The sequence below is a fragment of the Paenibacillus sp. 01T422 genome, assembly GCF_056398785.1.
Window position 1 is genome coordinate 1 of sequence record NZ_JBFTQB010000225.1, and the last position, 13,153, is coordinate 13,153.

Below are 13,153 nucleotides of genomic sequence, written 5' to 3' on the forward strand. Positions count from 1 at the left end.
GTACTCTATAAAGTCGTCACATTTTTTTTCACAGAGGAGGAGCACTTTATGAGTTACACAGCGTTGTCATCTACTGGAAATGGTGGAGGGTATACGTCGACAGCAACCATCCTTGTTCTTTTCATCTTACTGGTTATCATTCTGACTTCAGTTAGCTTGTAAGGTTTTTACACCTCCTCACCAAGGAATTACTCTACTATTACATTCGTAGGATAATTTGCTGTATGGATCTCCATGGGTGATTGCTTTTGTAAGAAAGGAGGAATGAACTATGGGGTATGAAACAGGTGGTAATAGCGCAGCCGCAATTTTGGTTCTCTTCATTTTATTGGTTATTGTTACTATGACATTTGCATGGTAAACGTGTAGACATAACATTGACCTATGAAAAGCCGCGAAATTAGCGGTTTTTTTGTTTTACGAATAGGGCCCCACTTTATTTTCACATAAGTAGTCTCTTTGGTATCCTTCCGATAAAAGTATTTGATAAGCTCGTCTAATCGTGTATCATCAGGTAATAATGTTTTGGTTATGTACGAGGGAGGTCGACGATGCGAAGCAAATGGTTTATCCATAGAAGCAGCATTCAAAATAAATTTCTCATTTCGACAATATGCCTCATCCTTATTCCGCTCGGTGTCTTCGGGATCATTACGCTGCATATTTCCAAAAGTTCAATTGAATCGCAAGTGAGCCAGTCGAATCTCAAAACGCTTGGTCAGATTGCAGAGAAGACGGATATGCTGCTGGATGATGTGATCGCGGTTTCCAATACGTTCTATCTCAATGACGAGATTAACCATGCGTTTACGACGGAAATAACGGAAAACAGCTATGAAGAAGCGCATCTTCGTGCTGCTTTTGATAGGCTGCTCACGAATTCGATCTATTCCTTCGGAAAGCTGCAATATCATGTTACGCTACTTGGTCTGAACGGACTGGAGCAGTCGACGAATCCGCTCAATAAAAATATTCGAATTCGAGATATTGTAAATGAACCTTGGTTCCAAATGGCCGCTGAGGCAAAGGGACGTATTCTCTGGATTACGGAGCCGATTCCTGGACTTGTGCCGACGGAGGACGGTCGTAGCACCTTTCATGCGGTAAGAATCAGTAATCGGTTTGAAACCGGCGCACCTACGGGGCTCGTGATGATTAGTGTAAACGCAACCACAATAAGAAGTTTATATGAAAGTGCCTTGGACGAGCAGCGGGAAATTGTGATCGTAGGTGACGATGGCCGTGTGATCTCCTCCCAGGAAAACGGGAAGATCTTGACGAATGTTAAGGACCGTTCGTATTACTGGAAAATTCAGCAATATGAGTCGGGTTATTTCGTAGACCGTGAGAACAATACAGAGCAATTGATTTCTTTTCAGACGATCGGCAAAACGGGTTGGAAACTTGTCTCTTATACGCCGACAAAAGTTGTTCTTAGCAGCTTAAATCAAATACAACTAATTGTATCAGTTGTTTTTATTATCGTTGTGCTTCATAAGCACAGCAGTGACAAAGTCGATTCCGTCATTGTGGCTCTGGTCAAACTGCTGAAGCAATCAATCTCCAAGCATGACGAGATAATCCCGATCGAAGAGGAAATTAGTATGCTGCACAATTATATGTATATCCAGCAAATCCGTCAGGGAGATAAACTGGAGGTTCATTATGAACTCGATGACGAAATTATGCCTTTCAAAACGATCAAGTTAATCCTGCAACCGCTGGTGGAGAACGCGATCTTTCATGGACTGGAGCCGAAGCTCGGGAAGAGAACACTGTGGATCAGAGGGGATATGCAAGATGGAGATATTCTGTTTGAAATTAGGGATGACGGCGTAGGAATGGAATCAACGAGTAAAGCTGGCGTGTTCTTAGAAGAGTATGCTGGGGGTGGACAAGTAGCTCATCGTGGGGGATTGCGGAATGTACATGAGCGAATCCAGCTGTACTACGGCTCGAAATATGGACTAACGGTGGAATCAGAACCGGGAGTAGGAACGAAGGTAATGGTCCTAATACCAGCATGGTATAAGTGGGAGGAGAGGAATGCAAGATGAACATTCTCATCGTAGATGATGAACCGATTTTTCGCGAGTGGTTTCAAATGACCGTTGCTAAGCTGGGAGAGCCTTACCGCATTGCCGGAGAAGCTGCAAATGGTCTTGAGGCGATAGATTTTTGCCGATCGCATGATGTTGATTTGGTCGTGACGGATGTCAAAATGCCCGGTATGAATGGGATTGAACTGATTAAGAGCTTGAAGCAGGAAATGCCGAGAATTCGGGCCGTTATTTTCAGCTCCTATAATGAGTTTCAATTCGCAGCCGAGGCGCTTAAATTCGGGGCAAGTGAATACATTCTTAAAGCGGAAATTACGCTTCAGGGTCTGGACGAGGTCCTGCATAAGATCGGGAAGGATATTGAACTGGACCATAGCAAATTGGTCGAAATTAACTCCCTGCGCAGTCTGCTAAATCAGAACCAACTGGCGCTTCGCACAGCTTATTTCAAGGAGCTTCTGCAAGGAAACCAACAGGAGATGAATGATTTTCACGATAAAATGGTGCTGTTCGGCACTGGGCTGACGGAGAGGAACTTGACGGTACTTGCGTTAGGCGCGCTTCAAAGCCCAGAGCTGAAAATTCAAGAGGAAGATTTGCGAATCCTTGCGGTAACCAATATTGTCAATGAGACCTTGATGAATGAAGCTGGCAATGGATGTTCTTTTCTCTATGAGGAGAATGTGGTCATGCTGCTGGTTAATATCAAGAGCACGAGTATGAAATCTCAAAGGGAGTCCCTGCTGCTGTTGGCTAACCGGGTAGCGGAAAATTTGCGGAAATTTATTGGTTTGCATTCAGCAATCAGCATCAGTACGACCTATAGCCGCCTTTCCTTCCTGCCGGAGCAGGCTAGAGAGGCATTAGAGGCGCTGCATCTGCCATTATTTTATGAGGATCGCAGCATTGTGTATTATCAGTCCCCGATTTCTGCTGGTCAAGCTGACACGATTCCTGTGCCTGACTCCTTTCATCGGCACTTGGATTTGGGTCAAATTCGAGAGGTGCCCGAAGCTTGCAAGCAATTCATGAACGATATGACTGAGCAAAAAGTACTGAACGCTAAGCAGGCTAGGGCGCTATCCCTTGAGCTAACTTACGCCATGGTGAATAAAGCAAGAGCCTATCAAGTGCCGGCTACTAAGCTTGATCTGTTGTATAGCGAGGCACACCTGGAGGTGTTGCGGCTGAAAACGTTTCGAGAGCTCAGAGGTTGGACGGAGAAACGGCTTGACACGATTGTGCAGTGGATTGAACAACATCGGCGCAAATATGGAGAAGCTGTACAGAATGCTTGTGATTTTATTCAAAAACACTTTGCAGAGGAGCTTTCGCTTCAACAAATTGCCAACCATGTTCACCTGAGCCGCAACTATTTCAGTGAGCTTTTCAAAAAAGAAACGGGGATGAATTTCAACGAGTACCTCATGCAAATAAGGTTAGAGCAGGCCATGAGCCTGTTGAGTACAAAAACGCTGAAAGTTTCGGAAGCAGCCGTGCAAGTGGGCTACGCGAACGCAAGTTATTTTATTAAGTTGTTTAAAAAATATACAGGAATCTCGCCCTCTGAGTACATGGAGCTGCACAATAGAGCTTAGAATCACTAGACATCGCTTGAATGCGGTGTTTTTTTGTTCGCCTGCGAGTCTATCGGATTATTTTTGCATATCAAAGGAATAATTTTGTATAAGATCTGTGCAGGTTCGTACCCCCGATTTCAGAAGCATGCATTTGTTCAAAAAAAACGGAAACCAGTTTCACTATGACCCATTCCCGATTTCTTATAATAAAGTTGTCAGATAGATGAACCACAAGGGGAGGCTTTCGAATATGAAAAAGCAATGGGTTGCCGGGGGGATCGGCATTATACTGTCGGCCAGTATCCTGCTCAGCGGTTGCAGCAGCAGTACGGAGCAGCTAAACAAGAAGAGCGACGGAGCCGGGGGCGGAAGCAAAACGCTCACTTTCTGGAGGGCAGGTACAGATCCTGCGGAGAATGCGTATTGGAAACGTGTGATCGGCGATTTTGAGACGAAGCATCCAGGGGTGAAAGTGGCGTATAGCGAGGTTCCTTTCGGTTCAGATATGGAAACGAAACTGAATGCTGCTTATGCCAGCGGAACGTCGCCGGATGTGTTGTCTTACACATTGGCATCCTTGGCGCAGCGGGCGAATTTGGGACAATATGAGCCATTGGATGCTTACACGAGCAAATGGGCAGATAAAAGCGATATGCTGGAAAGTGTCGTTGATACGGGTACCTACAAAGGGAAGCTGTACGGCATAGGCTTCATCCCTGATCCAAGGGTTCTGCTGTGGCGTAAGGATCTGTTCAAAGCAGCGGGACTGGACCCTGAGAAGCCGCCGGCCAATTGGGATGAACTGACACAATACGCGGAAAAGCTGACTAAGAAGGATGGAGCGACAACAACGATGGCTGGTTTCGGCATTCCGACGGCGACCGGTTGGACGTTATGGCAATCCTTCGTTCTGCAAAACGGCGGCAAAATTATTGATGCGGAGAATAATACTCCCTTATTCGATTCCCCGGAATCAATTGAGGCTACACAATACCTCATTGATATGGTGAAAAAGGGAATCACGATTCCGAACGATTCAACGAAATCCAATGAGAATCTGTTCCCGAACGGAAAAGCGGCGATTGCCTATGATAGCCCTGCTGCGTTCACGAATTTACAGAAGGATCATCCCGAGCTTAATGGGCAAATTGGTGTATCTGGCCCTATCTCCCGGAAAATGAAGTCCACCTTCGCTGGCATGCGTTTGTTGTTCATGAGCTCACAAAGCAAACAGAAGGACCTGGCTTTTGAATTTATGCAAACCGTCATGGCCAAGGAAGAGACATGGGCGAGATATAAGGAATTGGGGACTCCTGTCGTCAGGAAGTCTTTGAAAGACGATTATATTAAAGAAAATCCAGTCATGAACGGTGCCATCTTCGATGCTGTGACTTATGGACAAGGCGCTGCGAAAGTGACGTATTCGGGCAAAATGTATGAGTTTATTAGCTTAAATCTAGAAGAAGCCTATTATGGGAAGAAAACAGGGGAGCAAGCCATGAAAGATGCTGCGGCTCAATTGACCAAGGAGCTTCCAAATCTAATTTCCAAATAGGATCTGAGTCGCCTGCGTGAAGATTGCTTGCAGTCTACGGGCAGGCGATTTACGTTCAACCTGATGAAACGAGGTGGTTTCCCATGAAGCCGACTGCAACGACAGGTGCCCAAGGAGGCATTGGTCGATATAAATCGCTCCGCAGATTGCGTTACGATTATGCCGGATATGCGATGATTGCTCCCGGGTATGTCATTTATTTTGCCTTTATTTTTATTCCACTGTTAATTAGCTTCTATTATAGCTTCACAAATTATAACTTCTATAGCAGCCCGTCTTTTATTGGTCTACAAAATTATGCGCGATTGCTGCATGATGGTATGTTCGCCAAAGCTATGACGAACACCTTAGTTTACGCATTCTGGACGATACTTCCCCAAATTGCCCTTGGACTCGTTCTGGCTGTTCTGCTGAATGGAGGAATTTTCGGCAAGGTATTTGCTAGAGCGAGTATCTATGTGCCTAACGTAACATCCATGGTGGCCGTGTCCATGATTTGGCTCTGGATTTATGATCCTTCGCTGGGGATTATGAACCGCGTATTCAAGACGGTAGGTCTCGATCCGGTTCAGTGGTTGTATGATCCCAAAACAGCCATGCTCGCAATCGTGATCATGAGTATCTGGAAATCACTGGGGTATACGATGATTATTTATTTGGCGGGATTGCAGTCGATTCCCTCTAGTTTATATGAAGCAGCCCATATGGATGGAGCATCCAAATTAAGACAGTTCTGGTCGGTAACCTTTCCGATGCTCAAGCCTACGACCTTTTTTATCCTTATTATGACGTGTATTAACTCCTTCATGGTTTTTGAGCAAGTGAATATTCTGACGAACGGCGGGCCAATGGGTTCGACGACTACCGTTGTGCACCAAATCTATTTGCGCGGTTTCCAGGATTTCCAGATGGGGTATGCATCGGCTATGGCCATGGTGCTGTTTGCCATTACGCTTGTAATTACAATCGTCAATTTCAAATACGGTAATCAGGGTGATGATCTGGATGTGGACTAGTAGAAGGAAAGGAGGGATTTCGTTTGAAAAGTAAGATGAGCATCACGATTCTGATATCGGCCATTATGCTCGCAGTTGCTCTGCTGATGCTTTTTCCATTCATGCTGATGGTGGTTACCTCTTTCAAGACTATGGGAGAAATACAGTCACCTACATTCTCATTTATTCCGCATAAATGGATGTTTCAAAATTACGTGCTGGCCATGTCCAAGGGGGACTGGCTCCGTTATTTCTATAATTCTTTTGTTGTGACAGTGATTACGGTGGTTGCTAGTCTTGTGCTGAACTCGATGGCTGGTTACGCTTTTGCTAGATTGCGGTTTCCTGGAAGAGACATCTTGTTCTTTTCCGTATTGATCGGTATTATGGTGCCTTCGCAAGTAACCATGATTCCAACCTTCCTTATGATGAAAATGTTTCCATTAGCCGGAGGCAACGATCTATTCGGAGCGGGAGGCGTCGGATTAATTAACAGTTATGGCGGATTAATTTTTCCGTTTGTGGCAGGCTCGTTCGGCATTTTTCTATGCCGTCAGTTTTTCCTTACTTTCCCACGGGCTTTGGATGAGGCGGCGCAAATTGATGGAGCCTCCACCTTGCGGGTGTTTTATCAAATCTATTTGCCTTTAAGCAAGCCGGTACTAGCTACACTGGGCATTTTCAAAACAACGGCGACCTGGAATGATTATATGTGGCCGCTTATTATGACTAACTCGGAGCAGATGAGAACCGTGCAGCTGGGCTTGACGATGTTTCGCGGGGAAACGAGTGTGGAGTGGAATTTATTAATGGCCGCAACGACGCTTGTTGTACTTCCGCTTATGCTACTGTTCCTATTTGCCCAAAAATATTTCGTTCAAGGGATTGTAACCACAGGTCTCAAAGCATAAAATGACGAATTGGTTTGAGGAAATCTTGGATGGGAGGCTGCTATGAATACAATTGTTGTGCTTTTGGATACGCTCAATCGGCATCTGCTGCAGGCGTATGGAGGGGATTGGGTAAAGACGCCTAATATCGATCGACTTGCGGAGAAATCCGTTGTCTTCGATCAGCATTGGTCAGGATCACTCCCCTGCATGCCAGCGCGAAGAGATCTCTTAACGGGAAGAACAGCTTTTCTGGAAAAAGGATGGGGCGGCATTGAGCCGTTCGATGAAACGTTGCCGAATGTCCTGCGGAAAGGTGGGATTTTCAGCCATATCGTGACCGACCACTATCATTATTTCGCTACAGGTGGCGAGAATTATTGCCAGTCCTTCACGACATGGGACTTTCATCGCGGGCAGGAGGATGATCCTTGGCATTCGACCGTAAGCGAGCCGGAAGTGCCGGATGAGCACTATGGTAGGGTTAGAACTCAGTATGAAAGAAACCGGAAGAGGTTCCTGCAAGAAGAGGATTATGCGGGTCCGCGAACGATGCGAGCTGCTTGCGAATGGCTGGAGAGCAATAGCGAGGAGGACAATTATTTCTTGATGGTAGAAGCCTTCGATCCGCACGAGCCTTTCGATTGCCCGAAGCATTATCTAGATCTGTATCAAGATGATTACAAGGGTCCGCTTTATAATTGGCCTAACTATGGGGATGTAGATGTGCCGGAAGAGGCGGTTGCGCATGTACGCAAACGTTATGCAGCTAATCTTACCATGATTGATCATTGGCTTGGCAAGCTGCTGGATACGATGGATCGTTTGGCATTATGGGAGGATACTCTGCTGATTTTCACAACGGATCACGGCTTTTTACTCGGCGAGCATAAGAAAATGGGTAAAAACCAGATGCATGTCTTCAACGAACTCGCACATATTCCCATGATGATTCATGTACCTGGTGGCGATCGCAACGGCACACGAATCAACGCACTCACGCAAAATATTGATGTGATGCCAACGATCCTTGATTATATGAATGTGGCGATTCCGGAGCAAGTGAAGGGTCATTCCTTAAGGGGACTTCTTGAGGGGCGAGCGGACAAGGTCCGCAAGGCGGCGATCTATGGTTATCACGGCATGGCAGTGAATGTGACTGACGGCAATTATACCTATATGAGAGCTCCACGTGCAGTAGACAATCATCCATGTTTTACGTACACGGCAATGCCCACAACTTTCCGTTCCTATTTGGGCCATCAGGTCCAAGAGTTGATTGAAACGGGCCGTTTCTTGTCATATACGCGATTTCCATTGTTTAAAGTGCCTGTGAGTCGGCAGGGAGAGCCTTACGCGACGAACAGCCAGGTCATGGAGACGAAACTCTATGATATATCGAAGGATTATCAACAGCAGCATTCGATTCAGGACGCCGAGTTGGAGGCACGTATGATTAGGCTGCTTATAGAGAGTATGCAGGAAGCGAATACGCCGTTAGAGCAATTCGAGCGACTCGGATTGTAGGTGCTGCTTTGATGTCCTATAAAGATAGGTTTCTCCAGTAATGCCAGAATAATTCGTACCTAGCATCAGGAAAGAGGCTGTCCCATGAGGTAGATATACCTTGAGGGCAGCCTCTTGCTTATTCAGGCAGAAACCAGCATTTCAGTACAGGACTTCTTCTGAAATTATAGTATAACGGACTCAAGAGAACGCACATAGGAATCTAATTTAATGAAAATAATAATACTTCTCATTACCGGAATAACAAAGGATCAGCTAGGGAGGATGTAAAATGTCTGGTGAGATCGCGGCCCAACCGATTAACGGAGGAATCGCTCCAGACAAGCTTCCAACCTCTGTATTATAGATTGTTCTGCGTTTTGTCCACATGGTATAAGGCACGACATATAGGAAGAGCCCCAGGAAACCTACGAAAGCAGATAGCGGCGAAGCAATATACAAGGCAACTAGACCACCGATCGAGATCCAAATACCAATGATCAGTCCGATCCTGGTATCAATTATGCCGGAAACGGTTGGCCTGTTTTTCGTTCGTTCCATCATGCGATCGATATCACGGTCGTATAAATTATTAAAGATACCGGCCGCTCCTATCACTAAGGAAGAACCAATTAGTGCTAATGTCATGTTGCCGATCTTATCCATTAGCGGTATGTGATGTACGAACAACGCCATACTAAGCCCTGCGATCATGGCGATGAGGTTCGATTTAATAATGCCAATCTTTATCGTTTCGAATAGGACCTTCGTGATTGAGATTGGAACTGTTTGAATGCTAACCGTATTGCTTTGGATTTGCATGTCACTAACACACCCCTCCCGGTAAATTAACTTCTATATGTTCAGGTTACCATATAGGTGCCGCTCTTGTGCTTAGCTTCAACAAACACTCATGATTCTGTCATAAATCTTTGTCGCTTTCGTGAATTAGCTAGTATCAAATTCATGGAAAGAGGCAAAATTTCGGTTCACTATAAATAAAAAAAGGTATAACCTTTGAACTTGCAAGGGTTATACCTTTTTTCTACTTATTTCACGGCTGACGCCAAATAACCATAGCCACTCTTCTCCATATCGGCCTGAGGGACGAAGCGGATGGAGGCGCTGTTGATGCAGTAACGTTTGCCGCCCTTATCGGCGGGGCCATCATCGAAAACATGGCCGAGATGAATGTTGCCGACTCGGCTGCGCACCTCGGTCCTCACCATGTTGAAGCTTGTGTCCTTGTCGAAGGTGACGACATCGGGATCGATCGGCTTCGTGAAGCTAGGCCAGCCGCAGCTGGCATCGTACTTATCATTGCTTGAGAACAGCGGCTCACCCGTTACCACATCGACATAGATGCCGGGTTTGAAATTATCCCAATATTCGTTGGAGAACGCCTTTTCCGTATCGTTAAGCACAGCGACGGCATACTGCGATTCCGTCAGCTTCGTCTTCAGCTCTTCGTTACTCGGACGGGAGTAAAGGGCGGGGTCGACCTTAACAGGTTTGTTGTTCACCTCATCCAGAACGGACAGATCAACATGGCAATAGCCGTCGGGATTTTTGTCCAAATAGTCTTGATGGTATTCCTCTGCCAGGTAATAATTTTTCAGCGGCATCACTTCGGTTACAATTTTCTTCGTGTATTTCTTCTGTTCCTTGGCGACGATATCGTTGATGACGGCCAGATCGGCGTCGTTGGCGTAATAAACTCCCGTCCTGTAGTTGATACCGACATCGTTGCCTTGTTTGTTTACGCTCGTCGGATTGATGACCTTGAAGTAGTCGGTCAGAAGCTCGGACAGTGGAATCCGAGCTGGATCGTATTTCACTTCGGCAGTTTCGGCAAAGCCGCGGTCGCCGCGCACAACATCCTCGTAGGTCGGATTTTCTCCTGTACCATTCGCGTAGCCAACCGTGACGTTCTGAACGCCGACGATACGCTCCATGTAAGCCTCGATTCCCCAGAAGCAGCCCCCGGCCAAATAGATCGTCTGCAAATTACTGTGAGAGTAATCGATTTTGTCATTTGGGTTAGGCGATCTGGTATTGGTTGGACTGCCGTTCGTTTCTGCGGCGGCACCCGACATCGTTGATGACGTCATACCGAGCGAATTGCCAAGCGTGGCGGGTCGACCGCAAGCGGAGAGCAGCAGCACCAGAATAAAGGAACAGGTGAATACGATTCGTTTCAACAAATTCTCCTCCTCTTTCAAAGCATATTTAGACACGATCAGGAAATTTGCTTGAATTCCGACGTTATGACATCATTGGTGTTGTGACCAGGGACKGTTTTCACGAGTACGCCGTCTGAGCCGATATAGAGGGAGGTCGGATAGCCGCGTATCCCGAATTTCTGAGCCCATTTTCCGTCGTCGTCGATCAGGACTGTAACGTTCTTAGCCGTGTTTTCGGCCTGCAGTCCTTTGAACCATTCTTTGAAATCCGCTGAGCTCTGTTCGCCCTTATAATTCGGATTGACAATTGTAATGACCTTGAAATCGTTGTCCTGACCTGCAAGCGTGTTCAATTCATCCATGCCGGCAAGACAAATCGGACACCAGGATGCCCAATATTTCACATACACTTTCTGCCCGGCCAGACTAGCCAAGGACACCTCACTTCCGTTGACATCCTTGAGATCGAACATCGGAGCGGCCGATCCTTTGTTCACCGCCACCGCGGCCTTGTCTGACGTGTTCGCAGCCGGTTTATTGCTTCCGCAGGCTGTCAGAATTAGCAGGAAGGCTAGTAGGGAAATGGCCACCGTGGACCATCTCATACTTCTTTTCATGACAATTTCCTCCTTTATTGTTACATTTATCTAATTAATCGTCCTTCTCAAAACCAATTCACGATAATATTCAAATCGTTCGTCATCAGAAGCACTCCCATGATGATCAGCAAAATACCGGAGACGACCTTTAACGCGGGCGTATGCTTATTGAGCGCTCGTAGTCGCCCGATCAGGAGATCCRAGCAGAGCGACAGGATCAGGAAAGGGATGGCTAAGCCCAGCGCATATACGATCATAAGGCCGCCGCCTTCCAGAGATGAACCTTCGCTCGCCGACAAGCTGAGCACGGCTGCCAGTACGGGACCGATGCACGGCGTCCAGCCGAAGCTGAACGTGAAGCCGAGTAGGAAGGAAGCAGCGAACCCCTTCTTTCCCTGCCAGTTCACAGCGAGCTTGCGCTCGCGCAGAAGAAACGGCAGACGGACCACACCAGTCTGGAAAATACCGAATGCAATGACGAATATGCCGCATACACGCATGAACCAGGAACTATTAATGATGCTTCCCAGCGCGCCTGCACCGAAACCAAGCAGGACGAATACAAATGAGATGCCGAAAATGAAAAATAGGGTGTTGCTAATCAGCGATAGATGAATCTTTAGGTTTCCTAATTGAACTGTCTTCTTTCCTTCACCTGGAGCGACTCCGCCGAGCTGTGCTAAATAGACGGGTAAGAGAGGCAAGATGCAGGGAGAGAAGAAGGAGAGAAGACCAGCCACAAATACGCTTCCAACGAAGACCTGCTCCGTCAACATGTCAGTGCCCCCTTTCTTTACTTACATTTAGTTTACATTTTTTTCTGCACCATGGATATCCACTTTAATCATCAGAATCTGTGAAATCATTATCTCTTTCGGAGAGCCTAGGAGGAGCAACACGGGTTCGCAAAGTGACAAAAATTGATATTCTACTAAGATGGACAAGAAGAACAAGAATTGTCACTTACTTGCAGTGGATCATGCTCCTATAATAAAGCCTAATACGTTGTCTTGTTAGTTCCGGACACTTGAACAGCGGTGAAGCAACAAACATCAACAGGGAGGCTATTATGAAAATATTGACAACCAAGAGGGTCAGTTTGACAATGCTTGTGCCACTTTTAATAGGAGTGATGGCAGGCTGTGGAGAGAGTAAGGAGGCTCCCAAGGGTAGTAGCGCTGCTGCACCTGATCTGAAGGTTCAGTTTATGGTTCCGTCATTTGCGGATATTCCAGATATGAACAATGAGTATTGGTCGAAGTTCCAAAAAGATAATAAAGTTCAACTGAACATAGATTGGATTCCTTCGGGCGACTATGATACGAAATTTGACCTGGTCTTGGCATCCGGCAACATTCCAGAGGTTATTGTTGCGAACAGCATTACACGTCCAACGCTGCAAAATGCCGTGAAACAAGGGGCATTTTGGGATTTGACGCCAATCTTGGGTGATTTCAGCAAGTATCCAAATTTAAAGAAAAATGGATATAAGGACGTATGGAATTATGTGCGAACGGATGGCAAAATTTTCGGTGTTCCTCGTAATCGTCCCCACATTGACCTCAGTCTCAAAATGAGAAAGGATTGGCTGGATAAATTCAACTTACCAGTGCCTACTACATTAGATGAATACGCAGCAACGCTGAAGACAATTGTTGACGGTGATCCCGACGGGAATGGTAAGAAAGACACGGTTGGTTTGATTGGCCAAGGCAACACAGGCAACTTCTTTGCCGACAGCGATGGAAGCTTTTTGTCCGCATTTGGAGGCTTGGATCCTATCTA

General features: G+C 46.2%; 12 protein-coding genes and 1 pseudogene. 9 read left to right on the forward strand and 4 right to left on the reverse strand.

Annotated features, from left to right (window positions below; all coding sequences use genetic code 11):
- Positions 1–48: 48 nt before the first annotated feature.
- From AC1DUA_RS14580 to AC1DUA_RS14615, 8 genes are all read left to right on the forward strand, one after another.
- Positions 49–162, forward strand: a complete 114-nt coding sequence (locus AC1DUA_RS14580) for a YjcZ family sporulation protein (RefSeq protein ID WP_477500467.1) — start codon at positions 49–51, stop codon at positions 160–162.
- Between the two features lie 109 nt (positions 163–271).
- Positions 272–361: a YjcZ family sporulation protein gene (locus AC1DUA_RS14585; RefSeq protein WP_477500456.1), complete on the forward strand. Its 90-nt coding sequence runs from the start codon at positions 272–274 to the stop codon at positions 359–361.
- 190 nt (positions 362–551) lie between these two features.
- Positions 552–2,057: a cache domain-containing sensor histidine kinase gene (locus AC1DUA_RS14590; protein ID WP_477500457.1), complete on the forward strand. Its 1,506-nt coding sequence runs from the start codon at positions 552–554 to the stop codon at positions 2,055–2,057.
- Entirely contained in the window at positions 2,054–3,658 is a 1,605-nt protein-coding gene (locus AC1DUA_RS14595; RefSeq protein ID WP_477500458.1) for a helix-turn-helix domain-containing protein, read from the forward strand. The genes AC1DUA_RS14590 and AC1DUA_RS14595 overlap by 4 nt, the downstream gene beginning before the upstream one ends.
- Before the next feature lie 232 nt (positions 3,659–3,890).
- Positions 3,891–5,195, forward strand: coding sequence for an ABC transporter substrate-binding protein (locus tag AC1DUA_RS14600; RefSeq protein ID WP_477500459.1), 1,305 nt, complete (start codon positions 3,891–3,893; stop codon positions 5,193–5,195).
- 83 nt (positions 5,196–5,278) lie between these two features.
- Positions 5,279–6,211: a carbohydrate ABC transporter permease gene (locus AC1DUA_RS14605; protein ID WP_477500460.1), complete on the forward strand. Its 933-nt coding sequence runs from the start codon at positions 5,279–5,281 to the stop codon at positions 6,209–6,211.
- Between the two features lie 23 nt (positions 6,212–6,234).
- A complete protein-coding gene (locus AC1DUA_RS14610; RefSeq protein ID WP_477500461.1) occupies positions 6,235–7,101 on the forward strand; it encodes a carbohydrate ABC transporter permease in 867 nt (288 codons plus the stop codon).
- A 42-nt stretch (positions 7,102–7,143) separates the two neighbouring features.
- Positions 7,144–8,607 (forward strand): sulfatase, encoded by a 1,464-nt coding sequence (locus AC1DUA_RS14615; protein WP_477500462.1) that lies wholly within the window; start codon positions 7,144–7,146, stop codon positions 8,605–8,607.
- A 261-nt stretch (positions 8,608–8,868) separates the two neighbouring features.
- On the opposite strand, the pseudogene AC1DUA_RS14620 reads toward AC1DUA_RS14615, so the two are convergent.
- From AC1DUA_RS14620 to AC1DUA_RS14635, 4 genes and pseudogenes are all read right to left on the reverse strand, one after another.
- A pseudogene (locus tag AC1DUA_RS14620) lies at positions 8,869–9,408 on the reverse strand (UbiA family prenyltransferase); the annotation flags it as partial.
- Positions 9,409–9,635: 227 nt separating this feature from the next.
- The gene (gene msrB, locus AC1DUA_RS14625; RefSeq protein ID WP_477500463.1) at positions 9,636–10,787 is read right to left on the reverse strand and encodes a peptide-methionine (R)-S-oxide reductase MsrB; all 1,152 of its coding nucleotides are present in this window, start codon (positions 10,785–10,787) and stop codon (positions 9,636–9,638) included.
- A 38-nt stretch (positions 10,788–10,825) separates the two neighbouring features.
- Entirely contained in the window at positions 10,826–11,386 is a 561-nt protein-coding gene (locus AC1DUA_RS14630) for a redoxin family protein (RefSeq protein WP_477500464.1), read from the reverse strand.
- Positions 11,387–11,433: 47 nt separating this feature from the next.
- Positions 11,434–12,144, reverse strand: coding sequence for a cytochrome c biogenesis CcdA family protein (locus AC1DUA_RS14635; RefSeq protein ID WP_477500465.1), 711 nt, complete (start codon positions 12,142–12,144; stop codon positions 11,434–11,436).
- Positions 12,145–12,437: 293 nt separating this feature from the next.
- Between AC1DUA_RS14635 and AC1DUA_RS14640 the strand changes: the two genes are divergently transcribed.
- On the forward strand, positions 12,438–13,153 hold a 716-nt coding region (locus AC1DUA_RS14640), incomplete at its 3' end, for an extracellular solute-binding protein (RefSeq protein WP_477500466.1).

Bases quoted from the DNA above. Each gene is read 5' to 3' on its own strand.
- AC1DUA_RS14580 (WP_477500467.1), top strand. From the start codon at position 49: ATGAGTTACACAGCGTTGTCATCTACTGGAAATGGTGGAGGGTATACG.
- AC1DUA_RS14585 (WP_477500456.1), top strand. From the start codon at position 272: ATGGGGTATGAAACAGGTGGTAATAGCGCAGCCGCAATTTTGGTTCTC.
- AC1DUA_RS14590 (WP_477500457.1), top strand. From the start codon at position 552: ATGCGAAGCAAATGGTTTATCCATAGAAGCAGCATTCAAAATAAATTT.
- AC1DUA_RS14595 (WP_477500458.1), top strand. From the start codon at position 2,054: ATGAACATTCTCATCGTAGATGATGAACCGATTTTTCGCGAGTGGTTT.
- AC1DUA_RS14600 (WP_477500459.1), top strand. From the start codon at position 3,891: ATGAAAAAGCAATGGGTTGCCGGGGGGATCGGCATTATACTGTCGGCC.
- AC1DUA_RS14605 (WP_477500460.1), top strand. From the start codon at position 5,279: ATGAAGCCGACTGCAACGACAGGTGCCCAAGGAGGCATTGGTCGATAT.
- AC1DUA_RS14615 (WP_477500462.1), top strand. From the start codon at position 7,144: ATGAATACAATTGTTGTGCTTTTGGATACGCTCAATCGGCATCTGCTG.